The following is a 26,249-nucleotide window of genomic DNA, read 5'->3' on the forward strand; positions in this document are numbered from 1 at the left end:
AGTCGATACTATGTAAAAGTAAGCGAAATTTTAATAGTTAAGGCTGTTTCCGAGGTTTGCAGAAACAGCCTTAACGTAAACATTAAATTACAGAAAAAGATCTAAAAGTTTACACACCCCATATTTAAAGGAATTAAAGAAGGTATTGGCGTAAACTTAAAATTACAACCTATCCAATGAATGTAAATGCAGTTTTAAGATCGTTAATAATATCGTTAACATCTTCTAGACCAACAGATAATCGAATTAGGCCATCACTGATCCCAGCAGCCGCTCTTTCTTCAGGTGTATAAGGCGAATGTGTCATCGATGCCGGGTGTTGAATAAGGGTTTCAGCATCCCCTAAACTAACCGCAAGCGTGCAAAGCTGGGTGTTATTTATAAATGTTTCGCCATCTTCGAGGCTGCCCTTAATTTCAAAGGCTATAACACCACCAGCAGCTTTCATCTGTGAGCCAATAAATTTGTGACCCGGGTGTGATTTAAGACCCGGGTAATAAACTTGGCTTACTAGCGGGTGTTGCTCTAAATATTCAGCCACAACTTGAGCACTCGCGCAGTGGCGCTCCATGCGCACAGCTAGGGTTTTTAAACCACGATTAATTAACCATGCATCATGCGGGCTAATCGTTGCACCAATATCTTTTAGCACCGTCATTTTTATCAAATTGATATGCTCTTCTGTACCGCAAACTAGCCCTGCCACCACATCACCGTGGCCATTTAGGTATTTAGTTGCGCTATGTACCACAATATCAATGCCAAACGAGGTCGGTTGCTGTAGCAATGGAGTTAGGAATGTATTGTCGATAACGCTTATCAGTTGATGCTGCTTGGCAACATCGGTAATTAAACTTAGATCAAGCACCGCCATGGTCGGATTAATTGGTGTTTCTGCAAAAATCATTTTTGAGTTTGCTTTTACCGCCCCGCGAAGTTCAGCTTCGTTGGTCATATCAACAAAAGTGACTTCAATACCAAAGCGCGGCAGCATGTGAGCAAAAAATGCAAAGGTACAGCCGTATAACGCGCTTGATGCCACTAAGTGGTCACCTTGTTGTAAAAAGCTAAGTACAGACGCAGACACTGCTCCCATACCTGTAGCCGTTGCAGCAGCCGCTTCACAGTTTTCTAACTGAGCCACTTTCTGTTCTAGCTCTTGGGTTGTCGGATTACCTAAACGGGTATAAATAAAGCCCTGCTCTTCACCAGCAAATCGGGCTGCACCTTGGGCGGCATTAGCAAAAGAGAAGGTAGAGGTTTGGTAAAGTGGCGCACTCAGTGCGCCATGTGGGTCATTTGGTTTTTCTGGGCCATGAATACATTGTGTATGTAAGTGATGCTTAGTCATTGTGTGTTCTCGTTTTTATTATCAGTACTTCATACTCATAAATAAAACGTAGATACCCACAATGCACAAGCATGCCGGATGCTCAGATGGCTAAATATCACTCAGCAGTTTTTATTAACTGTACACAAAAGTTGTCATTTTGTATTTTCGGTCTCTTTGTTGCTCGTGCGTGAGGCAATTTTACGTGCAATACTATTGGCCGTTTCTTTTAGCAAGCTACGCTTATGCTCTAAGCGAGGTAACGGGCGGCTAAGCTCCATTGCTTTATAACCTATACGCGCGGTAAAAATACCTGCACTTAGCCCTTGTGCTGCACGCCCCGACAATTTTCCCAATAATTCAGCGCTCAGTGCCGTTGCCGCTAAATCTGAGACTAACTCTGCACTACCAACAAACAGCACTTGTTTCACTAATAAACGATACAACTTAATACGGCTTGCGTAACCAAAACCAATACCGTAGATCCGGCCAATTTGTTCAATTAACTTAGTGCCTCGCCATAAAACTGCCATCATATCGACTAAAGCCAGCGGGCTTAGCGCAACCAATAAACCGGACTCAGTAGCAAAACGGTTAATCAGTTTTTTCGCTTGTTGATCTTGGCTCACCAATAAACTATCAGCGTATAATGTCATGATTTCTTTATCTGTATGATGACTTGCTATTTGCTGCTTAAACTCTTCAAACCCAGTCAGTTCCTGATGTTTATTAAGCTTTTCAAGCCATGGTAGTGCTTCACCTACTTGCTCACTGTTAAGTAAGCGGTCAGCCTCGGTTCGATGCAATTGGTTGCGCTTTAAACTTCTCAACATGCGGTACTCGCGCCAAATAACACGGGCAATCAGTAGCACACCACTGAGAACAGCTGTTAAATAGACGGAACCTAAAATAATCGATTGTTGGAACGTCACAAATAATGACATTGCAAACTCAAGTAACACTAAAGCTAAAAAGCTAACAACAAACACCCCTTTTAAGGTTTGCCACTTTGACTTTTTATACACAGGCTCAAGTTCGATGCTATCTTGCAGTTCGTCCTCTGTGTCGATAAATTCTGCGTTTTCTATGACTTTTGCAACGGTTAACTCCTTTGTAGGAGCCTCATTGCTTGCTGAGCTTGAAATACGACGACCAGCCTGAAAATTCATCTCCTTAGGTTGCTCACTCATGTTAGTTTATCTCCTATCAGGTACTGCATGACATGATCTAAACGAATATGCTTTAACCGTTTATCAGGGCATGGCAGTGGCGAAAACGATAAGAACTCAAAGCCCTGTTTTGGCCACTCTTGTTTGTTGAGAAGGCGTGACGGTGGCTGCGGCGGTAAATATGTTAGCCATTCTTGCTCGCCTAAAGGCTTGCCATAAATACAAGCTAACTGCTGGCCTTTTTCAGCCACTTGGCGCGGCTCTGTTGCGCAGATAGATGACATTGCCATGGTTTCGATTTGCACACCTTCGAACTTTAAGTGATTCGTTTGGTCATGCACGATTGAATCAAGCAACAGTGCTAAATCTTTGTGATACTGAGCACTAATATGATCTGACTTATTGGCCGCAAACAGTAGCTTGTCGATGTTTGGTTTAAACAAGCGTTTAAAGAAGCTTGCTTCACCATAATTAAAGTGCGCCAGTAATTGGTTAATAACACGGCTTTGCTCATGCAGCGTTTCGCTACCTTCATTCAAGGCACTGAGCACATCCACCAGCACAATTTGTCGGTCAAAATGACGAAAATGCTGCTCGTAAAAAGGTTTTACAACCTCTTTTACATAGGCTTTATAGCGCTTTTTAAGATGCGCTAAATTTGACCCCTCGGTTATATCGTCAGGCACACTCGCAACCGGGAAGAACTGCAGTAACGGTGCTCCTTTTAGCTCACCGGGCATTAGCATGCGCCCAGGTTGTAGCATAGCAAGTTTGGTATCTTGTTTAAGGCTGACCAATAACTGCTGGTAAAGCGCAGCGACATCAGCAAGCTTGCTCTCATCAACACTGGCTGATAAATCAAGTTCAGCGAGGGCTGCTAAAAATGGCTTAGCCTTTTCGTTACGCGCTGTTTGCTGCAACAGTGAATATTGTAATTCACACCAATCAGCAAAGGATTGCTCTAGCATTGGCAAATCAAGTAACCACTCACCTGGATAATCAATAATATCTAAATAAAGTGTTGATTGCGGAGCAAAGTGACCACGCAGCCCCGAGTTACTTTGGTATTTAATTGCCAAACGTAAAGTATTTATACGCTCAGTGGATGCAGGCCATGCAGGCTCACCTTCAGCAGGTAATAACGCTGACAATGCATTGGTATATTCAAATGTAGGAATTGTCAGTGCTTGCTGCGGCACTATTTTTGTAGCGATATGGCGTTTTTCACGCATCACATCAAAAAAAGGTAAGTTTTTATCGTCAGCTTGGCTGGTTAAGTGTTTAACCAAGGCGGTAATAAACGCGGTTTTACCGCTGCCACTTAACCCTGTGACGGCTAACTTCACGTGTTGATCTAAACTACGATGAAGGGCTTTTTCCGCTTTATTTTTTAACGAATTAAAGGTGTTTTTTGCAAATGATTGGCTCATAAAGTGTCTAGCACCTTATTTGCGCTTGGTATCAGGATGCAAACAAGGTGCGTATATGTCCTTTAAAGTTTGTTGATTTCACGGCTAACCGTAAATTCTGTTGATGTGACATAGCGTTCCATCTCTTGTAAACGGCCATCAACTCGAGCAAGACGATCTTTTAAGTCTTGCAATGCACGGCGAGGTGGTTCCCCTTTTTGCCATACTTTAAACTTTACTTCAAGCGGGTCTTGATGGATGCTGTCTGTGCTTTTCTCTGTTTTTTCTACTGGTTTTTTATCTAAAATAAACCAAGCAGCAATGTAAGCAACAACAATAAATGGACCACCTGATAATAGCACTGCTGTCACGACTAAAATACGTACCAGCCAAAGCTCCATGTTAAAGTAGTCGCTGATACCTGCGCACACGCCAGCTATTTTACCGCGCTCTGCGTCTCTAAATAATTCGCGTTTGGTACTCATACTTTACGTCTCCACTGCGGAGCCTCTTGATCTAGTAAGGCTTCTAATGTTTCAACACGTTCTGCCATTTTATCTGCTTTTTGTGCAAGCTCTAACAGCTGGCGATGTTCGTGTTCACTTAAACCTTGGCTCACTTGCTTTTTACTACGGTAATGTAAAATTAGCCAAAGTGGGGCAACAACCACCATAAAAACAATAATGGGTGCCATCAAAACTTCTGCGTCGAACATGGTACTCTCCTATCAATCCGTTATGTGTTTAAGCATTGGGGGACACGCCCCCATTTATTATTTTTTATCTGCTAGTTTTTTCTTAAGCTCAGCTAGCTCATCATCAATCTTTTCGTCTTGCTGAAGACCAGCAATTTCGTCAGCTAATGATTTTTTACCAAGATCATAAGACTCTATTTGTGATTCTAGACCATCGATCTTAGTTTCGTAACGTTCGAAGCGGTTTAAAGCGTCTTCAACTTTAGAACTGTCGAGTGCTTTTTTAACTTCAAGACGCGATTCAGCAGAACGCTGGCGTAAGATGATTGCTTTTTGACGCGCTTTTGCATCAGCTAGCTTCTCTTGTAGCGTGCTTACTTCTTGCTGTAGCTTCTCGATATGAGATTCTACATGTTCAAGCTCAGTTTCAACTGCAGCTACTGCGTCTGCTGACTTTTGCTTTTCAATCAGTGCTGCGCGTGCTAAATCATCACGGTCTTTACTTAGTGCTAATTCAGCTTTTTCTTGCCAGTCTGCAACTTGAACTTTCAAAGTTTCAACGCGACGTACTAGCTCTTTTTTCTCAGCAAGTGTTTTTGCTGATGTAGAGCGAACTTCTACTAATGTATCTTCCATCTCTTGGATGATCAGGCGAACCATTTTTTCTGGATCTTCTGCTTTATCTAAGATGGCATTGATATTAGAATTAACGATGTCTGCAAAACGTGAAAAAATTCCCATAACATTTACCTCTTTGGTGTTTTAACTTAATCAGTTGGTATATCTAGTATCAATATGCTTGCCAACTTTTATAAAGCTAGAATAACCTAATATATTCAAACAGTTAAACTAAATTTATAAATTTCTTTAGTTCTCGAAGATAATGAAATACACTAGATCTTAGTAAAAATGACTAAGAGTTAGGGAATATGAGCCAATTTCGCCAACAGGATAATTTACTCGGCCAATCTGACAGTTTCTTAAGTGTACTTGATCAAGTGTCACAACTAGCAAGTTTGGAAAAGCCTGTACTGATTATTGGTGAGCGCGGTACGGGTAAAGAGCTCATTGCTGCGCGTTTGCACTTTTTATCTAAGCGTTGGGAACAAAACTATATAAAGCTTAACTGCGCAGCGCTTAATGAAAATCTACTTGAAAGTGAATTATTTGGCCATGAAAGTGGCGCGTTCACTGGTGCTAGCAAACGCCATGAAGGCCGCTTTGAGCGTGCTAACGGCGGTACTCTATTCCTTGACGAATTAGCCAATACCTCAGCCATGGTGCAAGAAAAGCTACTACGCGTTATTGAATACGGCGAATTTGAACGTGTCGGTGGTAAGCAAACCGTTAAAGTCGATACCCGCCTCGTTTGTGCAACCAATGAAGATTTACCGACTCTTGCTGAGCAAGGCGAATTTAGAAGCGACTTACTCGACCGTCTCGCCTTTGATGTTATTACTCTGCCTCCACTGCGCGAACGCCAAGAGGATATCATGCTACTTGCAGAACAATTTGCTATCAATATGGCCCGTGATCTTGAATGGGAGTTATTTAGTGGCTTTACTCGGAGCGCCATCGAAACCCTTCAGTCTTATGAATGGCCTGGTAATATCCGTGAATTAAAAAATGTGGTTGAACGTAGTTTATATCGCCATGGTAACGAACATATTCCCGTTCACCAGATTGTTTTAGACCCGTTTGCGAGTAAGTATAGACCTAAACAGCGCGTTAAAGCGGCAGTGAGCAGTGTCCCAGTTGCAAGTGTAGAAGCTGCGCCTATTACAACAACACAAAATCAAGAAGCGGTGACACTGAGTAAGCCTGAAATTCAATTTCCTTGCAATTTAAAGCAACTGTCTAATGACTTTGAAATTGATGTGATTAAAAAAGCGCTTGAACATAGTCAATTTAACCAAAAGAAAACTGCAGAACACTTAGAATTAACGTATCATCAATTACGTGGCTATTTGAAAAAATACAATTTATTAGATCAGCAGCAATAGTTAGAGGCTAATCAGGTGTTTAAACCGTTACTTGCTTTGTCTTTGGTGTGCTTAGTAGGCTGCCTAGATAGCGAAGAAAAAACCACAGAACAAAAAAACCAGGGCTTGGTCTATTGCGCTGAAGCAAACCCTGTGTCGTTTAATCCTCAAGTGACGACGACTGGTTCAACTATCGATATTATCGCTAACCAGCTTTATGACCGACTACTGAGTATTGATCCGGTGTCTGCTGAATTTCAGGCAGAATTAGCAACCGATTGGAAAATTAGCCCAGACGGCAAAGCAATCACCTTTACCCTACGTAAAGGAGTTAAATTTCATACCACTAAATACTTCACCCCAAGTCGTGATTTTAACGCAGATGATGTAATTTTTACCTTTAGCCGCTTATTCGACGTCTACAACCCCTATCACTTTGTTGGCGAAGCCAGTTACCCATATTTTCAAAGTGTTGGTATTGACCAGCTCATTCGTCGCATTGTTCGTGTTTCTGATTACCAAGTACGGTTTGAGCTTTATAATGCTGAAAGCAGCTTTTTAGCAAACCTTGCAACAGACTTTGCTGTGGTGTTATCTGAAGAATACGCCATGCAACTTAAAGCGCGAAATCAAGAAAACTTATTTGACCAATACCCTGTGGGTACTGGCCCTTATGTATATAAAGAGTATCGTCGCGATCGTTTAATTCGCTATTACCGTAACCCTGACTACTGGAAACACCCTGTAGTACTTGAGCAACTGGTGTATGACATTACGCCAAACGGGACAACCCGGGTTGCCAAGATGCTCACTAAAGAGTGTGATGTTACTGCGCACCCAAGCAGTGCGCAGCTTAGTATTTTATCGCAACGTGAAGACATTAAAGTTCAAAAAGAACAAAACTTAAACATTGGTTATTGGGCCTTTAACACTGAGCGCCCGCCTTTTGATGATGTACGTGTACGCCAAGCACTCGCAAGCGCCATTGATATCGATAAAATCATGCAAGCGGTATATTACGGTAACGGTATTAAGGCTCAGTCTTTACTTCCTCCAGCTTCTTGGGCTTTTGAAGCACAAAAGGCTATGCCTGAATTTAACCCTGCCCTTGCCAAAACATTGCTCGCTGAAGCTGGCTACAAAAATGGCTTTGATATGAACATTTGGGCCATGCCCGTAAGTCGTATTTATAACCCTAATGCCCGAAAAATGGCTGAGCTGATGCAAAGCGATTTACGCAAAATTGGTGTGAACGTTAATATCGTCGAATACGAGTGGAATACCTTTTTACAACGGGTTGGCGAGCATCGCCACGATAGCGTATTGTTAGGTTGGGCTGCCGATACGCCGGATCCTGATAACTTTATGAGTCCATTATTAAGCTGTACAGCTACCTTTAGTGGTAAAAATCCGTCTAATTGGTGTAACCCTGAATTTGATTTGTTACTCACACAAGCTCTCGACACAACCGATCTTGAAAAACGTAAAGAATATTATAATCAGGCACAGCGGATTATAGTACAAGAGCTCCCTATCTTACCTATTGCCCATGGCATGCGCTTTCAGGCAGCAAGTAGTGATGTAAAAGGCATCAGTTTGAGCCCTTTCGGTGGTATTTCATTAGCTAACGCGAGGAAAGAATAATGATCCTAGATTATATTCTTCGCCGCCTGGCGCTCTTAATGTTTATGATGTTAACTCTGAGCATCTTTACATTCTCATTAAGCTTTTTGTTTCCTGGTGATGCGCTTACTAACTTAAGCGGTATTACCAATAGTACCTTCTCGCAAACCAGTGCACTTGAAGAAAGATTTCATTTTACCGAAAACTACATAGTGCAATATTTTGCCTTTTTAGAGCGCATTATTCAGGGTGATTGGGGGGTCTCTTTTGCATCTGGCGAGAGTGTATTTCAGCATATTAAAGACTTGTTTCCTGCAACGCTCGAATTAAGCCTTTATGCATTGTTTGTCTCAGTTGCTGTTGGCGTACCAGGGGGTATCTTAGCTTCAGCTTACTACAAACGTTGGCCAGACAAATTTATAAACTCAGGCACACTTATCGGCTACTCAATGCCGGTTTTTTGGCTAGCTCTTTTGTTAATTATGGTTTTTTCACTGCAACTAGGCTGGTTTCCTATGTCGGGTCGTATGGGCCTACTTTACGAGATTGAGCCTGTTACTGGCTTTATTTTAATTGATATCATGCTAGGTAACTTTCCATATGATGGTATGGCGTTTTTAGATGCTTTACACCATTTAACCCTGCCAACTATAGTGCTTGCTATGTATCCAACCACTGTTCTAGTGCGCTTTACCCGAGACTCAATGTTGAAAGTACTCGATCAAAGCTATATTAAAACGGCGCGGGCAAAGGGCTTAAACCGTGCACAGCTGATTATTCATCACGCACTACGTAATGCGCTGCTACCGGTTATTAAACAAATCGGTTTACAGTTTAGTACCTTGATCACCCTTGCGATGATCACCGAGGTTATTTTCTCGTGGCCAGGCATTGGTCGTTGGCTTATCGATAGTATTTATCAACGCGACTACCCAGCTATTCAAGGCGGCTTACTCGCTGTATCTATGTTTGTCATTTTAGCTACAATTATTGCTGAGCTCACTTATACCTTATTCGACCCACTATCGCGGAACCAAGCTCATGGCAAAGTTTAATTTATTCTCTGAAGAGTCGAATAAATCGCCACTAGCGCGATTTTGGAAAAAGTTTAAGACTAATCACCCAGCCCTTGTTGGCTTATGGTTGTTTATCGCTTTAGTATTACTGGCAGTATCTGCACCACTGCTTGCACCCTATGGTGTAAATCAACAACACAGCGATGCTTTATTGTTACCGCCATCTTGGCATGACGCTGGTGATGTGCGCTTTTTATTAGGCACCGACGATTTAGGTCGTGATGTGTTATCGCGTTTAATGAATGGTGCAACTTATACTTTTGGTTTGTCGGTCGTGGCAGCTTTAATAACCACCGTGATTGGGGTATTAGTGGGTACTTTTGCTGGTATTAGCCACGGTATTCGCTCAAGCTTTTTAAATCACTTACTCGATATTACGTTATCTATTCCATCGCTGTTACTGGCAATTATTATTATCGCGATTCTTGGCCCGGGCTTAATGAATACAGTATGGGCGATTATTTTAGCTTTATTGCCACAGTTTATTCACTCGGTACGTAACTTAATTGTTGAAGAGCTTAACAAGGATTACATCACAGCATTCAAACTTGATGGCGCATCCAACTGGCATATTCTCGCCCGTGGTATCTTTCCAAATATTTACGAGCATATTGTGGTTATTTTTACCATGGCGCTTTCTACCGCTATTTTGGATATCTCGGCACTTGGCTTTTTAAAACTTGGCGCCCAGCCCCCAACCACAGAATGGGGCGCTATTTTGGCTGAAAATCTCGGTTTAATTTACCTTGCCCCTTGGACTGTTGGCTTACCGGGCGTATTATTATTTTTAGCAGTACTGTCTACCAATTTAGTAGGTGACGGTTTACGCCAAGTGCTTAAAGAACGTAAGGCCGACTAATATGCAATTACTCGATATTCGCAATCTCACGATAGAGTTGCGCACCTCAGAAACCGTAATTCGTGCGGTTGATAGGGTCAGCATGACCTTAAAAGAAGGTGAAGTGCATGCTTTGGTTGGCGAGTCTGGCTCTGGTAAAAGCTTAATTGCAAAAGCCATTGTTGGGGTTTTGAACAAACGCTGGCATATCACCGCAGATCGCATGCACTGGCGTGGTGTTGATTTGATGCGCTTATCTAACGAGCAGCGCCGTAAACTGGTGGGTCAAGACATTGCAATGATCTACCAAGACCCAAGCCGCTGCCTAGACCCTACTGCAAAAATATTTGATCAAATTGCCGAAACCCTACCCGCTGAGGCCATCAGCGGCTTTTTCTTAAAGCGTAATAAACAGCGTAAAGATAGAGTAAAAGCGTTAATTCATAAAGTGGGTATTAAAGATCATAAAAAAGTGCTCGACAGCTACCCCCATGAACTCTCTGAAGGTATCTGTCAAAAAGTGATGATTGCGATGGCAATTGCCCGTACTCCTAAGCTATTAATTGCCGATGAGCCAACAACTGCACTTGAAAGTACCACTCGCGCACAAGTATTTAGGCTATTAAAAAGCTTGAATCAGCTAAAGAATATGTCAATTTTAATGATCTCTCACGAGCTTGAAGAAATCATCGACTGGTCTCATGGCATGCATGTACTTTATTGCGGACAAATGGTTGAAGCAGGTCCAACTAATCGCATCTTTAGTCAGCCATACCATCCATATACTCAAGCACTTTTGAAAAGTTTGCCTGACTATGAGCAAGGTCTAGCACACAAAGAACCGTTTTATGCATTAAAAGGCACCATTCCAACCTTACAGCATTTACCAATAGGTTGCCGATTAGGCCCACGATGCCCGCAAGCGCAAAAAGAATGTGTGGTTACACCTAAGTTAACCAAGCATCATAGCCATAGTTATGCCTGTCATTTCCCATTGATTAAGGCGATGAAATAATGCAACCACTGCTCAAAGTTCAAGCGTTATCAAAGAGTTTCAACCTACGTGCTGGCTTATTTTCACGTAAGCGCTTCTCTGTTTTAAAAGATATTTCGTTTTGTTTAGGTCAAGGCGAAACCATTGCGATTATCGGGGAAACAGGCTCAGGCAAAAGTACCTTAGCTAAATTGCTCTCTGGAGCCGATAACGCCGATAAAGGACAAATTCTACTCGATGGTAATATCATCGAAAATGATGGCTTACGTGATAATGACTGTCGCCACATCCGTATGATATTCCAAGATTCTGAGGCGTCGTTGAATCCGGGTTTAACCATTGGTGACATGCTTAACGACTGCTTACAGTACAACACTGACTTAAACAAAGAAGAGCGTGAAGATAAAATAAAGCAAACCCTCGCAAAAGTTGGATTGCTATTAGATCATCAATACTATTACCCGCATATGTTTAGTAGTGGCCAATTGCAACGTATAGCGCTTGCAAGAGCTTTAATTTTAGATCCTAAAGTGGTAGTGCTCGATGAAGCATTATCGTCTCTAGACCCATCTGTGCGCGCACAAACGGTAAACTTATTACTGCGTCTACAAAAAGATACCGGGCTTAGCTATGTGCTAATTACTCATCATCTAAGTCTGGTGCGCCACATAAGCGACCAACTCGTAGTACTTGATCACGGTGAGATTGTTGAATACGGCCAAACCGAAGCGATTTTTCAAAACCCGCAATCAAGCGTAACGCAGAAATTGTTGAATTGCTGACAGTGAGCTGTCAGTTTGATTCGGCGTTAAAAACGCCTCCTACGCGAGCATGTTGATATCTCTATTAACTCTACTCTTTTACCTTACAGCTATTACACTTCTTCTCTGTCACCATGACTTGGTGGTGTAGATGTAACGATAAAATGCAGTGGTTCAGTACCTTGATTACTTAGCTGATGAACTTGTCCAGCACTTACATGCAAACCTTGTTGTGCAGTGAGTTTGTGTATTTGGCCATCAAGTTCAATGGTGGCACAGCCACTAAGTACGAAGAAAAATTGTTCGGCATGCTTATGATAGTGTTTTACTTCAGCCTCACCTACTGGGACATGCTCTTGAATAACACTCAGCGCATTAGACTTTACCAAATGCCAACCGTCGCAATTGTTACCCCATGTATAATGATCTGCGCTTTGTTTGTCTATGATACTCAAAACTTTTTATACATCCCTTGGCTTTGTGGTGCGACAAACTTGTAGCCAAGCTTTTCATAAAAGCCTGGTTTGTCAGCCACCATAGTGACATAACTACCTTCAAAGGCGGCAGATTCAATGTAACGGTCAATATGTTCCATAATGACACGTCCTAACCCTTGGCCTTGATATTCTGGTGCGACAGCAATATCAACCACTTCAAAATTACAGCCACCATCACCAATTACACGGCCCATGCCAATCAACTCATCGTTTTTACGAATACAAATAGCATAAAGAGAGTTTGGCAATCCCGCCTTTGCAGCCGCTAATGAACGTGCTGATAAGCCAGCTTTAAGGCGCATATCACAGTATTCTTCAGCGCTTGGTAGCTGCTCTATTTGACTGTACTCCATAAATGCTCCTTTTGATACCAATTCACGAGTTGGAATTACCTACAAAGGTAACAAAAAAGGCGCCAGTAGGCGCCTTTTATTTAACTCATTTTGCTAACTATTCAGCAGCTTGAGTCGCTTGTGGTACTTGCACTTCAGCTTGTGCTTTTAGTGCTGCAATAAATACCATGTAGTTTTTATTCACTTGAGCCATCGTGATGTTTTGCTTTTGTTGCTCGTTAATTTCAACGTCAGCCGCTGGATTAACTGCTTTTAGCGCAACAATTGCCGCATCGCCATTGTTTAGGTCAACAACTTCAACCTCTGGTGCACCTTGTGGGTGAGCCATTTTGAAAGCTTGTTGAACAATCGCTGGTGACACAGTGTAAGCTTGACGACCCAGTGCAGCTTCTTGGCGTACTGTTAAGCCTTCAGCTTGTGCAACCTCGTTTAAGCTCTTACCTGCTTCAATATCAGCGTAAAGTGTGCGCGCTTTTTCTTTAGCAAGCTCAGATGCTTTTTGTGCAACCAAAGTCGATTTAATTTGCTCAGAAACATCTGCTAGAGCTTTTGTTGTCGCTGCTTTGTGATCATTTACACGAACAACAACAGCATGCTCATCACCTACTTCAATTACTTCTGAGTTCATGCGATCTTCTAGCACTTCAGGTGAGAAAATAGCAGCCACAACTTGTGGGTTGTTAAGCGGCTCAGGTAACGCATTACGAGTTACTAGTTCTGTTTTCTGTACTTCAACGCCTGCAGCTTCTGCTGCATCAATTAAGGTATCTGAAATCTCGAACGCTAGCTCACCCATTTGAGTTTGCTTTTCATAGAACGCATTAATTTTCTTAGTACGCTCAAGTTCAGCACGAAGCTCATCTTTAACGTCAGCATATGGTTTAACTTGCTGCGTTTGAATATCAGTAAGCTTGATAATGTGATAACCAAACTCAGATTCTACAACGTCAGAAATATCACCTTTGTTTTCAAGTGCATAGGTTGCATCTTCAAACGCAGGGTCCATCATGTCACGTTCAATCCAATCAAGGTCACCGCCCATTTCAGCACTAACTACGTCATCAGAAGATGTCTCAGCTAGCTCAGCAAAGTCAGCGCCGTTTTGTAGCTGCGCTAGTAGCTCTTCAGCTTTCGCTTTTGCGGCATCATCGTCTTCACTGTTATCAATTAAGATATGTGATACACGACGTTTTTCAGGCTCAACATATTGTGCGCTGTTTTGGTCGTAGTAAGCTTTGATGTCTTCTTCTGAAACACTTGAATCAAGTGTTAAGGTGGCAGCATTTAAATCGATATAGCTTACAGATACTTGCTCTGGCGCTAAGAATTGCGGTTGATTTAATTCATAGTAATCAGCAATTTCTTGCTCTGTTACTGCAATGCCTTCTTGTAATGATTCTTTTGTCACAACAAGATAGTCGATGCTACGTGTTTGCTGTTGTAGAGCTACGCTATTGTTTAATTCGTTTTCTAAGATGAAATCAGTACCAGCAACCGCACCAACTAATTGGCTACGTGTCATGTCTTCGCGTAAATATTCACGGAAAGCATCTGGTTGGAAATTCATTTGACGAATAACTTGTAAGTAGCGGTCGTTGCTGAACTGGCCGCCTACTTGGAAGTAAGGCATTTCTAAAATTGCTTTACGAACACTTTCGTCACTTACACGAAGACCTAATTCTGCCGCTAGTTGAGTTTGCAATTCTTGTTGTACTAAACGGTCGATTACACCTTGGCGAATTTGTGCCATGTAATTTGGATCAGCAGCGATCTGTGCGAAGTATTCACCAAATTGTTGTTCTAAACGGTTACGTTCGTTTTGATATGCACGGCTGAATTCGGTTTGGCTAATTTTAACTCCATTTACTTCTGCAACGGGTTGCTCTGTGGTTTGTCCTAAATAACCACCGATCCCAGCTAAAGCAAAAGATAAAATCACCGCGCCTAAAATAATTTTGGCTGCAGGTCCCTGCGAACCTTCTCTGATTTTCTCAAGCATTTATCTATCTCTATTCTGATCAGGTACAAATTAACCCTGCTCATGTAAAAAAAGCGTATCTTACCAGATACGCTTTTTCACTTGAAGTAACTGGTGATAAGTTACCTAAATTCAATTTAAGTGCGATTAGGTATCTCTCACCAACTAATCTTTAATGATTAGTTTACTGCGTCTTTCAGCGCTTTACCTGCTTTGAAAGAAGGAATGTTTGCTGCAGCAATCTGGATAGTCTCACCAGTTTGCGGGTTGCGACCTGAACGCGCTGCACGCTCACGTACAGAGAAAGTACCAAAGCCAACTAGCGCTACAGAATCGCCATCTTTTAGAGCGCCTGAAACAGCCTCGATGAATGAATCTAGTGCACGACCTGCAGCCGCTTTAGAAATGTCAGCGTCAGCTGCGATTTGATCGATTAATTGAGATTTATTCACAATATCATCCTCTTTCATTGTTATTATCAAGAGCGATTGTTTTTATTAAAAAATAACATCACTGTTTTGAAAATTGATGAGCAAATTAAGTTTATGCTCAGTTTATTATATTTTTCTCAACCCTAGGCCACATAAGGCCTAGGCTTGAAAACTAGTGCTTAACTTATCATACCCTTTGTATTTGAAAAGCCCCTAAATGCACTTTTTTGCGGTTTTTTACTGGTTTTTTTCTGTTTCGACAGAAAAACTCTCAACTGGATGCTTCAACGCCAGATTTAAAACGTCATCAATCCATGTAACTGGGTGAATTTCAAGGCCCTCTAATACGTTATCAGGGATCTCTTTTAAGTCACGTTCGTTAATTTTTGGAATAATAACGGTTTTAATACCACCGCGATGTGCTGCCAGAAGTTTTTCTTTTAAGCCACCAATTGGTAACACTTCACCACGTAAAGTGATTTCACCAGTCATAGCCACATCTGAGCGAACCGGGTTACCAGTTAGGCTAGATACCAAACCGGTTACCATGGCAATACCAGCACTTGGGCCATCTTTTGGTGTTGCACCTTCTGGCACGTGAACATGAATGTCACGTTTTTCATAAAAATCGCTATTAATGCGTAGCTTTTCAGCACGATTACGAACTACCGTCATCGCTGCCTGAATTGACTCTTGCATTACATCACCAAGCGAACCGGTGTAAGTTAGCTTGCCTTTACCTGGAACCGCAGCTGATTCGATAGTAAGTAAATCACCACCTACTTCAGTCCACGCAAGGCCCGTTACTTGACCAATACGGTCGCCGTCTTCTGCTTTACCATAGTCAAAACGCTGTACACCCAAGAACTCTTCAAGGTTGCTATCGTTGATAAGTACTTTTTTAGTGTCTTTATCAAGCAGGATGTTTTTAACTGCTTTACGGCATAGTTTTGACACTTCACGTTCTAAGTTACGAACGCCCGCTTCACGTGTGTAGTAGCGGATAATGCCAATGATTGCACTGTCGGCAATCTCAACTTCATGCTCTTTTAAGCCATTGCGCTTAACTTGTTTTGGAATTAAGTGCTGTTTTGCAATGTTTAGCTTCTCGTCTTCGGTATAACCAGATAAACGAATAACTTCCATACGGTCTAATAATGGACCCGGAATATTAAAGCTATTTGAAGTTGCCACGAACATCACATCAGATAGATCGTAATCAACTTCTAAGTAGTGATCGGCAAAATGGCTGTTTTGCTCTGGGTCAAGTACTTCAAGTAATGCTGATGCTGGGTCGCCACGCATATCTGATGACATCTTATCGATTTCATCTAATAAGAATAATGGATTCTTCACACCGACTTTAGTCATATTCTGGATTAATTTACCAGGCATAGAACCAATGTAAGTACGGCGGTGACCACGGATTTCCGCTTCATCACGAACGCCACCTAATGCCATACGCACATATTTACGACCCGTAGAACGTGCGATTGATTGACCAAGTGAGGTTTTACCGACACCAGGAGGACCTACTAAACATAAAATTGGGCCTTTTAGCTTATTAGTGCGTTGCTGCACCGCTAGATACTCAATAATACGTTCTTTAACTTTATCTAAGCCGTAATGGTCACTATCTAAAATCTTTTGTGCGCCAGCTAAGTCTTTTTTCACCTTAGAGCGTTTTTTCCAAGGTACATTGATAAGCGTATCAATGTAAGAACGCACAACGGTTGCTTCAGCCGACATCGGCGACATCATTTTTAATTTAGTTAACTCAGCGTTCGCTTTTTCTTGCGCTTCTTTAGGCATACCTGACTCTTCGATGCGTTTTTTAATTGCTTCGAATTCATCGGGTACATCATCAAGTTCGCCAAGCTCTTTTTGAATCGCTTTCATTTGCTCATTGAGGTAATACTCACGCTGCGATTTTTCCATCTGCTTTTTCACGCGAGTACGGATTTTCTTCTCAACTTGCAGTAAGTCAATCTCGCCTTCCATCAGCGCCATTAAGTACTCAAGACGCTCAGTAACATCGGCAATCTCAAGTACTTTTTGCTTTTCAGGTACCTTAAGTGGCATGTGTGCTGCCATGGTATCAGCAAGACGTGCGGCTTCATCGATACCTGACACAGAAGTAAGTACTTCTGGTGGGATCTTCTTATTAAGCTTTACATAGCCTTCAAATTGGCTAATTGCGCTGCGAATAAAGATATCTTGCTCTTGCTCGTCGATATGGCTCGATTCAATGAACTGTGCTTCAGCAACAAAGAAATCATCGTTATCTAAAAACTTTTCAACGCTCGCACGTTGTGTGCCTTCAACAAGCACTTTAACGGTGCCATCAGGTAACTTTAATAACTGAAGTACTGTGGCAATGGTGCCAACACGGTAGATATCATCTTGCTGCGGATCATCAACAGAGGCGTCTTTTTGCGCCACTAGGAAAATTTGTTTGTCCTTGTCCATCGCCGCTTCTAGGCATTTTATTGATTTTTCACGACCAACAAATAGCGGGATCACCATGTGTGGGTAAACCACTACATCGCGCAGTGCCAACACGGGGATTTCGACTCGATCTGTTCTCTCAAGCGTCATTATATTCTCTTCGCACTTCATTTATTTTAAAGATTACTCAAGTATATGGGGATATGTAAGGGAAAGTTCAACATATTTGTAAAAAAAGGAGCCTTTGGCTCCTTTTTCGTGTTTAACTGCTCAACTTTTAAACTATTACAGCTTTATTCTGATGCAGCTTTGTCTTGGTTACCGCTTTGGTAAATCAAAATTGGGTCTGATTCACCTTTAATAACGGTTTCATCAATAACCACTTTGCTAACATCATCCATTGAAGGTAGCTCATACATAGTATCTAGTAATACACCTTCAACAATTGAACGTAAGCCACGAGCACCCGTTTTACGTTCCATTGCTTTATGAGCAATAGCACTTAGTGCATCTTCACGAAACTCAAGCTCAACATCTTCCATAGCAAACAATGCAGAGAATTGTTTAGTTAATGCATTTTTTGGTTCGCTAAGAATTTGAATAAGTGCAGCTTCGTCTAGCTCAGTTAATGTCGCAACAACCGGAAGACGACCAATGAACTCTGGAATTAAACCGTATTTCACTAGATCTTCTGGTTCAACATCTTTAAATGTTTCGCTTAGGCTGCGGCTACCTGATGATTGCTTAACTTCAGCGCCAAAACCAATACCAGTATTCTTATGGCTACGTTGCTCAATCACTTTATCTAGGCCAGCAAATGCACCGCCACAAATAAACAGAATCTTAGATGTATCTACTTGTAAAAATTCTTGCTGTGGATGTTTACGACCGCCTTGCGGTGGCACAGACGCAACAGTACCTTCAATTAGCTTAAGTAAGGCTTGTTGCACACCTTCACCTGATACATCACGAGTAATTGATGGGTTATCAGACTTTCGAGAAATCTTGTCAATTTCATCAATGTAAACAATACCGCGCTGTGCTTTTTCTACATCGTAATCACATTTTTGCAGTAGCTTTTGAATAATGTTTTCAACGTCTTCACCTACATAACCAGCTTCAGTTAATGTAGTTGCATCAGCCATAGTAAATGGAACGTCAAGTAAGCGTGCCATAGTTTCAGCAAGTAATGTTTTACCACTACCTGTAGGACCGATTAATAGGATATTACTCTTACCAAGCTCAATGTCCGCATTGATTGTTTGATTGCGCAAACGTTTATAATGATTGTATACCGCCACCGACAGCACTTTTTTCGCGTGGTCTTGGCCAATCACGTAATCATCTAGGTGATCACGAATCTCTTTCGGCACAGGCAGTTTATCAGACGCATTATGCTTCGGCGCAATGTCTTTGATTTCTTCCCTGATAATATCGTTACACAGCTCAACACATTCATCACAAATGTATACTGAAGGGCCAGCAATTAATTTGCGAACTTCGTGCTGGCTTTTGCCGCAAAAAGAGCAATATAACAATTTATTACTTTTGTCGCCGTCTGTAGGAGTGTCAGACATTCAGCTACCTCATTTATTACGTTGGCAGTAGCATAAGGCTACTGCTAATTCACTATGTTTAACTATATCAAAGAATATCAGTTTTCGCATAGTAAAGGGTGATAGCTAACAATACGTTATTATTAGCTATTCAGATTACTTCGATTCGCGGCTTGAAAATACTGAATCAACTAGGCCGTATTCAACTGCTTCACTAGCAGTCATAAAATTATCACGGTCAGTATCACGAGAAACAACTTCTAGTGGCTGGCCAGTATGTTCAGCCATTAATCGGTTTAATTTATCTTTGATTGATAAGATTTCACGTGCATGGATCTCAAAATCAGATGCCTGACCTTGGAAGCCACCTAATGGTTGGTGGATCATCACGCGTGAGTTAGGTAAACAGAAACGCTTACCTTTAGCACCCCCTGACAGTAAAAATGCACCCATGCTTGCCGCTTGGCCAACACAAATAGTGCTTACATCAGGTTTAATAAAATTCATAGTATCGTAAATCGCCATACCCGCAGTCACAGAACCGCCTGGCGAATTAATATAAAGATAAATATCTTTTTCTGGGTTTTCTGATTCTAAAAACAGCATTTGCGCAAGAATCAAATTTGCCATGTTATCTTCAACTTGGCCAGTTAAGAAAATAATGCGTTCTTTTAAAAGACGTGAGTAAATATCATATGAGCGCTCGCCTTTAGCTGTTTGTTCAACAACCATAGGGACTAGTGCGTTTAGAGGGTCTGTCATACCGCTATTCATTCTTATTTAATTCCTTATCCGCTGCGACTCATCCTTACTATAAGGAAAGCACATTTATAATAATGTTAATTAAGCTGCCTATTCAATCTTTATAACTATATAGGAACTTATCAGAATAATTTCAATCCTAGCCGAAAAAAGTTCTGAAATAACATCAGTATTGTTGGTTTTTTTGAAACTGATACCACAAACTAAAATGGCCCGAGTACGCTGTATAAATACAGGGTAACACGAGCCATTTAATCGCTAGCGAGAGCTTAAGTCAATGACTTATTAAGCACCTTGCTGTGGATTCATGATGTCGTCGAATGCTTTTTCAACGTCAGTCACGTTTGCTTTAGCTAGGATTGCTTCAACTGCTTGCTCTTCCATAGCTACGTTGCGCATTTGCTGCATAAGCTGATCGTTTGCTTTGTAGTACTCTACTACTTCAGTTGGATCTTCGTATGCAGAAGCTACAGTTGTAATTAACTCTTCAACTTTAGCGTCGTCAACTTTAAGCTCGTTCGCTTTAATTACTTCACCTAGTAATAGGCCAGTCTTAACGCGAGTTACAGCTTGCTCGTGGAATAATTCAGCCGGAAGCTCAGGCATGTTTTTAGCGTCGCCACCGAAACGTTGTGCTGCTTGCTGACGTAGTGCATCAATTTCTTGATCTACTAGCGCTTTTGGCACTTCGATTTCGTTGTTAGCTAAAAGACCTTTGATAGCTTGGTCTTTAACGTTAGCTTTAACCGCTTGGTCAAGCTCACGTGTCATGTTCTTTTTAACTTCTTCTTTAAGAGCGTCAACACCGCCTTCAGCTACACCGAATTTAGTTGCGAACTCGTCATTAAGCTCAGGAAGCTCTTGAGTTTCAACTTTCTTAACAGTGATTGCGAAAGTAGCAGCTTTACCTTTAAGGTTTTCAGCATGGTACTCTTCAGGGAAAGTTACTTCAGCAACAACTTCTTCGCCCGCTTTTTTGCCAACGATGTTGTCTTCGAAACCTGGGATCATACGACCTTGACCAAGTTCTAGTGGGAAGTCTTCAGCTTTACCGCCTTCGAACTCTTCGCCTTCGATAGAACCAACGAAGTCGATAGTTACACGATCGTTCTTGCCTGCAGCTGCGTCAACTTCAGCCCAAGAAGCGTGTTGCTTACGTAAAGTTTCTAGCATGTTAGCTAGGTCTTCGTCAGTTACAGATACAGCTGGTTTTTCAACAGCGATTTTATCTAAACCTTGAATTTCAACTTCTGGGTAAACTTCGAAAGTTGCATCGAATTCTAAATCTTTACCAGCTTCTAACGCTTTAGGAGCGAAAGTAGGTGAACCAGCTGGGTTAATTTTTTCAGAAACGATAGCTTCGATGTAGTTGCGTTGCATTAATTCGCCAGCAACTTCTTGACGTACCGCAGCACCGTAACGCTTGTTGATGATAGACGCTGGTACTTTACCAGGACGGAAACCATCGATACGCTGGGTTTTAGACAGTTGTTGTAAGCGTTTTTTTACTTCAGTCTCAACGTTCTCTGCAGGAACGGTGATGGTCAGACGGCGCTCAAGGCCTTGAGTCGTCTCAACAGAAACTTGCATGATTTACCTCAATCTTCAATTTTGGCGACTTTTCGCCTTCCTTACAAACAAGGTGATCTCCATGAGTGATAGCAAGTTTTAACGCTGAATATTTCAACTTAAAACGGCGCATTGTAACCATGAGATACCATTGCTGCTTTGCCTCTATGGGCACTATGTTAAACAATAGACGCGGCATTATAACCTAATATTTATGATAGTCGAGTCTGGGGGGCAATTATTTGGCGTATATAGCAGCAAACAGCGTTTAAGTGCGTAAAAAACGAACGCAAAAAAATAACAAAAGAGAATTAAGCTGATTTAAAAGGTATTGAAAAGAATTAAGTAGCTTCGGCTAGAGGGAGTGAAGCTTAAATTTTAAAAGAGGTCGGTAATGCAGTATTTGAACCTGCGACTGAATTTGAGGTACCCAAACCAATCGTTCTATGACCTTAAACTTTTTAAAAGTGGTCGGCGATGCAGGATTTGAACCTGCGACCCCTTGGACCCAAACCAAGTGCGCTACCAAACTGCGCTAATCGCCGATACTGAGAGAAGTTTTGAAAATTAAGACCACTTAAAAAGTGGTCGGCGATGCAGGATTTGAACCTGCGACCCCTTGGACCCAAACCAAGTGCGCTACCAAACTGCGCTAATCGCCGATATCTTAGAGTAAATTGGGGTGACTGATGGGGCTCGAACCCACGACAACCGGAATCACAATCCGGGGCTCTACCAACTGAGCTACAATCACCACGGCATTTACATATTTTCAAATGGCGCACCCGGAAGGATTCGAACCTTCGACCAACGCCTTAGAAGGGCGTTGCTCTATCCAGCTGAGCTACGGGCGCATCGAAAACTTCATAAGTTTGCCTGTAAGCACCATTTACAAAAAGTAAAGTGGTCGGCGATGCAGGATTTGAACCTGCGACCCCTTGGACCCAAACCAAGTGCGCTACCAAACTGCGCTAATCGCCGATGCTTACTATTGTTTGCGAGTGACCTCGTTAACAACGGGGTGCATAATAGTGATTTGACCGAGTTAGGTCAAACATTTTTTTAAGAAAATAATTCAATCGGTCACTTTTAGTTCATAATGGTTAAATATTGCAAATATAAGCTAAAATTTGAACTCTTTTTTATAAAGTAGCGCTTTATATAAGATTGCATCTTGGCGCTATGATGCTTTTCTGCGAAAATACGCAATATAAATAAATATGATCAAACAAACATGATTTGTGTATCCACGCCCCCTTCATTGGATAATCATATTTAGATGTATCAGTATCAAGTTAACTAACCCCAATTAAAGGTCACCCATGACGGCAAACATCATCGATGGTAAGGCAATAGCTAAACAAGTACGCAGCAATGTAGCAGAGCGAGTTGCAGAGCGTGTAGCGAATGGATTACGCGCTCCAGGACTAGCAGTTGTGTTAGTTGGTCAAGATCCGGCTAGCCAAGTGTATGTTGGTTCTAAACGTAAAGCATGTGAAGAAGTCGGCTTTATATCTAAGTCTTACGATTTACCTGGCGACACGACTGAGCAAGACTTACTTGCATTAATAGATCAACTAAACGAAGACAAAGAAGTAGACGGTATTTTAGTACAATTGCCTTTACCGCAAGGTCTTGATGCTGAAAAAATTCTTGAGCGCATCACACCACATAAAGATGTTGATGGGTTTCACCCTTATAACATTGGTCGCTTAGCTCAGCGTATGCCGGCACTTCGTCCATGTACTCCAAAGGGGATTATTACCCTACTCGACTCTACCGGTGTTCGCTACAAAGGTATGCATGCAGTCGTTGTTGGTGCGTCTAACATTGTTGGTCGCCCTATGTCACTTGAGCTATTACTTGCTGGCTGTACAACCACGGTATGTCATAAGTTTACTCAAGATTTAGAAACGCATGTTCGCCGCGCTGATTTATTAGTTGTTGCGGTTGGTAAACCTGAGTTCATTCCGGGTGATTGGATTAAAGAAGGTGCTATCGTAATCGATGTGGGCATTAACCGTCTTGAATCTGGCAAGCTTGTTGGTGATGTTGAATACGATATTGCTGAACAAAAAGCACATTTCATTACACCAGTACCTGGTGGTGTTGGCCCGATGACAGTGGCAAGCTTAATCGAAAACACGCTTGAAGCTTGTGAAAATTATCACAGCTAAGAAAAATTACTTTAGTAAAAGGGCTGCCAATTGGCAGCCCTTTTTTATTAGCTTGTTTGTTGCTTTAACAATCTTAGCTTTAACATCTGAGGTAGCACTGAAAATATGATCATCAAAAACATCAGTAGGTATTGCCAGTCTTGATACTGTTCGTTTATGAGCACAACAGCACACACTATTCCCGCTATTGGGTTGGCAATGGTGCCAAATGAAAACTCAGCTACACTCATGCGCCCTAATAACCAAACATACAGAGTATAGGCAATGGCTGTATTGGGAACGATTAACCAAAATAGCGCAGTATATTGAAGCGCTGAAATAGGCTCAAATACTCCTTGGTATTGCTCTGGGTTTAGCACGCTTCCATCAATAAAAGCAGCAAGCAATAATAGGCTGCCTCCAATGATTAATTGCCAAGTAAGTACGACCCACCAATGTATATGCACAGACAAGCTTTGTACTAAGGTACTACCAATTACAATAGTAAGTAAGGCACCAAATAAAGCCGCAACTCCTAATACATTCAATGCCACATAAGCGGGGTCAAATAATAGCCATGCAAGCACGACCAATGCCATAGCGCAGAATGCTTGAACTTTTGCTGGGCGCTGCCCTTTGGCAAGCCATGCATATAATAAAGCGACAACAGGCACTGAAACCATTCCCACACCTGCAATTGCTGCTGGAAGGTTGACTGCCATAATAAAAATAAAGGCAAAAAACAGCGCTATATTCACAGCACCTAAAGTCAGTAAACTGGGCCACTGCGAACGAGTCGGCAAACTAGGCTTAAGCAATAAAAGTAATAATCCTGCAGGTAAAGCACGCAATGCGCCTAATAAAAGTGGCGGCCAATCAGGTGTGGCATATTTGGTCACTGCATAGGTGGTGCCCCATAAGAAGGCGGGGATCATGGCAAGTATAATATTCAAAGTCTGTCCTTGTTAATACGAAGAGATGCCAATGTAAAACCTCAAGCAAAGTTGAGGTCAATAGCTATACCATCTAAAAACAAAAAAGGTTGCCACGTTGGCAACCTTTTGATGGGTTATGTCTCAATTGAGGCTTATGCTTTACGCCATGTTGTTTTACCAGCAGAATCTTCTAGTACAACACCAAGCGCATTAAGAGCATCGCGCGCTTCATCAGCAGCCGCCCAATCCTTGCTAGCACGGGCTTCATTACGTTTTGCAATTAACGCTTCGATGTGTGCAACTTCGTCATCAGCTTGACCACCTTGCAAAAAGGCTTCTGGATCTTGTTGTGCCACACCTAGTACCTCTGCAACACTGCGCAATACATAAGCAAGTTTTCCTGCTTGCTCTGCATCGCTATCTTTCACACGATTTAGCTCTTTTGCTAATTCAAATAACACTGGTAGCGCTTCTGGTGTGTTAAAGTCATCATCCATCGCTTTTCTGAATTTAGCCACATATTCATTGCTGGCTAAATCACACTCAATTGGTGCTACGCCACGCAGTGCAGTGTAAATTCGCTCAAGAGAAGAGCGCGCTTGCTCAAGGTTTTCTTGTGAATAGTTAAGCTGACTACGGTAGTGGCCTGAAATTAAGAAGTAACGAACTGACTCAGCATCGTACTCTTTTAATACGTCACGTACGGTAAAGAAGTTGTTTAATGACTTAGACATCTTCTCTTTATTAACCTGAACCATACCTGTGTGGATCCACGTATTTACGTACTGGCCGTTATTTGCACAACATGACTGAGCAATTTCGTTTTCATGGTGCGGGAACTGTAAATCTGAACCTCCACCATGAATATCAAAGTGTTCGCCTAAGTGCTTAGAGCTCATTGCCGAGCACTCAATATGCCAACCAGGACGACCCTCACCCCAAGGAGATGACCATGAAGGCTCACCTGGCTTAGCTTTTTTCCAAAGCACGAAATCAAGTGGGTCTTGCTTATCTTGAGCAACTTCAACACGTGACCCTGCTTGTAGCATAGTTAGGTCTTGTTGTGACAAAGCACCATATTGCTCAAATGTAGAAACATCAAACAATACATCACCATCTGCAGCAACATAGGCATGGCCTTTAGCAATTAAACGCTCAACCATAGCGATGATTTCATCCATATGGTTTGTCACTGTTGGCTCAACATCAGGACGCAGCATATTTAAGCTGTCGAAGTCTTCATGCATCGCTTTGGTCATACGAGTCGTTAAATCATTAATTGACTCGCCATTTTCGTTAGCACGCTTAATGATTTTATCGTCAACATCGGTGATGTTACGTACATATTTTAAATCGTAGCCAATGTGACGTAGGTAACGCACAATCACGTCAAAACCTACAAAAGTGCGAGCATGACCGATGTGACAGTAATCATAAATAGTGATACCACACACGTACATGTCGATTTTGCCATCAACAAGGGGTTTAAACTGCTCTTTTTGTCGCGTAAGTGTGTTGTAAATTTGTACCATTTATAAAATGTCCTTAACGGTGTTTCGAGATTCTCTATGGTAACACTTGCAAAGCCGCCGCTCTAGCGCTTTATCAACTGAATAAGCACTTTGTTAATCCTTCTCAATAAGCACTTTGTTAATCCAAGGCAACTACTATAAAATAGCCCCATTATT

23 protein-coding genes and 5 tRNA genes are annotated in these 26,249 nt (G+C 41.9%); 7 read left to right on the forward strand and 21 right to left on the reverse strand.

Going from position 1 to position 26,249, the window contains the following annotated elements; translation table 11 throughout:
- Nucleotides 1-169: 169 nt before the first annotated feature.
- The 6 genes from megL to pspA form a co-directional block, all read right to left on the reverse strand.
- Nucleotides 170-1,351, reverse strand: a complete 1,182-nt coding sequence (megL, locus tag QUE86_RS02590; protein WP_286259014.1) for a methionine gamma-lyase — start codon at nucleotides 1,349-1,351, stop codon at nucleotides 170-172.
- A 134-nt stretch (nucleotides 1,352-1,485) separates the two neighbouring features.
- Nucleotides 1,486-2,520 carry a TIGR01620 family protein gene (locus QUE86_RS02595; protein WP_286259017.1) on the reverse strand — a complete coding sequence of 345 codons (1,035 nt, stop codon included), beginning with the start codon at nucleotides 2,518-2,520 and terminating at the stop codon, nucleotides 1,486-1,488.
- Complete coding sequence (locus QUE86_RS02600) at nucleotides 2,517-3,929, reverse strand: YcjX family GTP-binding protein (protein WP_167658383.1); 1,413 nt, start codon at nucleotides 3,927-3,929, stop codon at nucleotides 2,517-2,519. The genes QUE86_RS02595 and QUE86_RS02600 overlap by 4 nt, the downstream gene beginning before the upstream one ends.
- A 62-nt stretch (nucleotides 3,930-3,991) precedes the next feature.
- The gene (gene pspC / locus QUE86_RS02605) at nucleotides 3,992-4,393 is read right to left on the reverse strand and encodes an envelope stress response membrane protein PspC (protein WP_130051003.1); all 402 of its coding nucleotides are present in this window, start codon (nucleotides 4,391-4,393) and stop codon (nucleotides 3,992-3,994) included.
- Complete coding sequence (gene pspB / locus QUE86_RS02610; protein WP_036969793.1) at nucleotides 4,390-4,623, reverse strand: envelope stress response membrane protein PspB; 234 nt, start codon at nucleotides 4,621-4,623, stop codon at nucleotides 4,390-4,392. The genes pspC and pspB overlap by 4 nt, the downstream gene beginning before the upstream one ends.
- A 57-nt stretch (nucleotides 4,624-4,680) precedes the next feature.
- Nucleotides 4,681-5,343 carry a phage shock protein PspA gene (pspA, locus tag QUE86_RS02615; RefSeq protein ID WP_054553137.1) on the reverse strand — a complete coding sequence of 221 codons (663 nt, stop codon included), beginning with the start codon at nucleotides 5,341-5,343 and terminating at the stop codon, nucleotides 4,681-4,683.
- A gap of 188 nt (nucleotides 5,344-5,531) precedes the next feature.
- Here pspA and pspF point away from each other — a divergent pair, with 188 nt between their 5' ends.
- From pspF to QUE86_RS02645, 6 genes are read left to right on the forward strand one after another with little or no spacing between them, the layout of a single operon-like run.
- A complete protein-coding gene (gene pspF / locus QUE86_RS02620) occupies nucleotides 5,532-6,605 on the forward strand; it encodes a phage shock protein operon transcriptional activator (RefSeq protein ID WP_130051002.1) in 1,074 nt (357 codons plus the stop codon).
- 15 nt (nucleotides 6,606-6,620) lie between these two features.
- On the forward strand, nucleotides 6,621-8,228 hold the full coding sequence (locus QUE86_RS02625; RefSeq protein WP_130051001.1) for an ABC transporter substrate-binding protein: 1,608 nt from the start codon (nucleotides 6,621-6,623) through the stop codon (nucleotides 8,226-8,228).
- Nucleotides 8,228-9,262 (forward strand): ABC transporter permease, encoded by a 1,035-nt coding sequence (locus tag QUE86_RS02630; protein WP_130051000.1) that lies wholly within the window; start codon nucleotides 8,228-8,230, stop codon nucleotides 9,260-9,262. The genes QUE86_RS02625 and QUE86_RS02630 overlap by 1 nt, the downstream gene beginning before the upstream one ends.
- Nucleotides 9,249-10,142 (forward strand): ABC transporter permease subunit, encoded by an 894-nt coding sequence (locus tag QUE86_RS02635; protein WP_130050999.1) that lies wholly within the window; start codon nucleotides 9,249-9,251, stop codon nucleotides 10,140-10,142. Before QUE86_RS02630 ends, QUE86_RS02635 begins: the two co-directional genes overlap by 14 nt.
- 1 nt (nucleotide 10,143) lies before the next feature.
- The gene (locus tag QUE86_RS02640; protein WP_130050998.1) at nucleotides 10,144-11,136 is read left to right on the forward strand and encodes a peptide ABC transporter ATP-binding protein; all 993 of its coding nucleotides are present in this window, start codon (nucleotides 10,144-10,146) and stop codon (nucleotides 11,134-11,136) included.
- Nucleotides 11,136-11,897 carry an ATP-binding cassette domain-containing protein gene (locus QUE86_RS02645; protein WP_130050997.1) on the forward strand — a complete coding sequence of 254 codons (762 nt, stop codon included), beginning with the start codon at nucleotides 11,136-11,138 and terminating at the stop codon, nucleotides 11,895-11,897. Before QUE86_RS02640 ends, QUE86_RS02645 begins: the two co-directional genes overlap by 1 nt.
- 92 nt (nucleotides 11,898-11,989) lie before the next feature.
- On the opposite strand, the gene QUE86_RS02650 is transcribed toward QUE86_RS02645, so the two are convergent.
- The 13 genes from QUE86_RS02650 to QUE86_RS02710 all read right to left on the reverse strand — a co-directional run bounded on the left by QUE86_RS02650 (nucleotide 11,990) and on the right by QUE86_RS02710 (nucleotide 22,451).
- On the reverse strand, nucleotides 11,990-12,331 hold the full coding sequence (locus tag QUE86_RS02650; RefSeq protein ID WP_130050996.1) for a cupin domain-containing protein: 342 nt from the start codon (nucleotides 12,329-12,331) through the stop codon (nucleotides 11,990-11,992).
- Nucleotides 12,328-12,726 (reverse strand): GNAT family N-acetyltransferase, encoded by a 399-nt coding sequence (locus tag QUE86_RS02655; RefSeq protein WP_130050995.1) that lies wholly within the window; start codon nucleotides 12,724-12,726, stop codon nucleotides 12,328-12,330. The genes QUE86_RS02650 and QUE86_RS02655 overlap by 4 nt, the downstream gene beginning before the upstream one ends.
- Before the next feature lie 97 nt (nucleotides 12,727-12,823).
- A complete protein-coding gene (gene ppiD, locus QUE86_RS02660; protein ID WP_130050994.1) occupies nucleotides 12,824-14,725 on the reverse strand; it encodes a peptidylprolyl isomerase in 1,902 nt (633 codons plus the stop codon).
- A 158-nt stretch (nucleotides 14,726-14,883) separates the two neighbouring features.
- Complete coding sequence (hupB, locus tag QUE86_RS02665) at nucleotides 14,884-15,156, reverse strand: nucleoid-associated protein HU-beta (protein WP_054553319.1); 273 nt, start codon at nucleotides 15,154-15,156, stop codon at nucleotides 14,884-14,886.
- Between the two features lie 216 nt (nucleotides 15,157-15,372).
- Nucleotides 15,373-17,733 (reverse strand): endopeptidase La, encoded by a 2,361-nt coding sequence (gene lon, locus QUE86_RS02670; protein WP_130050993.1) that lies wholly within the window; start codon nucleotides 17,731-17,733, stop codon nucleotides 15,373-15,375.
- Nucleotides 17,734-17,876: 143 nt separating this feature from the next.
- A complete protein-coding gene (clpX, locus tag QUE86_RS02675; RefSeq protein WP_054562074.1) occupies nucleotides 17,877-19,160 on the reverse strand; it encodes an ATP-dependent protease ATP-binding subunit ClpX in 1,284 nt (427 codons plus the stop codon).
- A gap of 135 nt (nucleotides 19,161-19,295) precedes the next feature.
- The gene (gene clpP / locus QUE86_RS02680) at nucleotides 19,296-19,913 is read right to left on the reverse strand and encodes an ATP-dependent Clp endopeptidase proteolytic subunit ClpP (RefSeq protein ID WP_130050992.1); all 618 of its coding nucleotides are present in this window, start codon (nucleotides 19,911-19,913) and stop codon (nucleotides 19,296-19,298) included.
- A gap of 273 nt (nucleotides 19,914-20,186) precedes the next feature.
- Nucleotides 20,187-21,491, reverse strand: a complete 1,305-nt coding sequence (gene tig / locus QUE86_RS02685) for a trigger factor (RefSeq protein WP_286259030.1) — start codon at nucleotides 21,489-21,491, stop codon at nucleotides 20,187-20,189.
- Nucleotides 21,492-21,938: 447 nt separating this feature from the next.
- Nucleotides 21,939-22,015: transfer RNA gene (locus QUE86_RS02690), tRNA-Pro, on the reverse strand.
- 40 nt (nucleotides 22,016-22,055) lie between these two features.
- Nucleotides 22,056-22,132: transfer RNA gene (locus QUE86_RS02695), tRNA-Pro, on the reverse strand.
- A gap of 16 nt (nucleotides 22,133-22,148) precedes the next feature.
- Nucleotides 22,149-22,224 (reverse strand) — tRNA-His (locus QUE86_RS02700).
- A gap of 23 nt (nucleotides 22,225-22,247) precedes the next feature.
- Nucleotides 22,248-22,324: transfer RNA gene (locus tag QUE86_RS02705), tRNA-Arg, on the reverse strand.
- Between the two features lie 50 nt (nucleotides 22,325-22,374).
- Nucleotides 22,375-22,451 (reverse strand) — tRNA-Pro (locus QUE86_RS02710).
- A 341-nt stretch (nucleotides 22,452-22,792) separates the two neighbouring features.
- Here QUE86_RS02710 and folD point away from each other — a divergent pair.
- Nucleotides 22,793-23,647 carry a bifunctional methylenetetrahydrofolate dehydrogenase/methenyltetrahydrofolate cyclohydrolase FolD gene (folD, locus tag QUE86_RS02715; RefSeq protein WP_130050991.1) on the forward strand — a complete coding sequence of 285 codons (855 nt, stop codon included), beginning with the start codon at nucleotides 22,793-22,795 and terminating at the stop codon, nucleotides 23,645-23,647.
- A 47-nt stretch (nucleotides 23,648-23,694) separates the two neighbouring features.
- Here folD and QUE86_RS02720 read toward each other — a convergent pair whose 3' ends face one another.
- Nucleotides 23,695-24,579 carry a DMT family transporter gene (locus QUE86_RS02720; protein WP_286259032.1) on the reverse strand — a complete coding sequence of 295 codons (885 nt, stop codon included), beginning with the start codon at nucleotides 24,577-24,579 and terminating at the stop codon, nucleotides 23,695-23,697.
- A gap of 134 nt (nucleotides 24,580-24,713) precedes the next feature.
- Nucleotides 24,714-26,093 carry a cysteine--tRNA ligase gene (gene cysS, locus QUE86_RS02725; RefSeq protein ID WP_286259034.1) on the reverse strand — a complete coding sequence of 460 codons (1,380 nt, stop codon included), beginning with the start codon at nucleotides 26,091-26,093 and terminating at the stop codon, nucleotides 24,714-24,716.
- Nucleotides 26,094-26,249 lie beyond the last annotated feature (156 nt).

The organism is Pseudoalteromonas apostichopi (assembly GCF_030297135.1).
GTDB classification, from domain to species: Bacteria; Pseudomonadota; Gammaproteobacteria; order Enterobacterales; family Alteromonadaceae; genus Pseudoalteromonas; species Pseudoalteromonas apostichopi.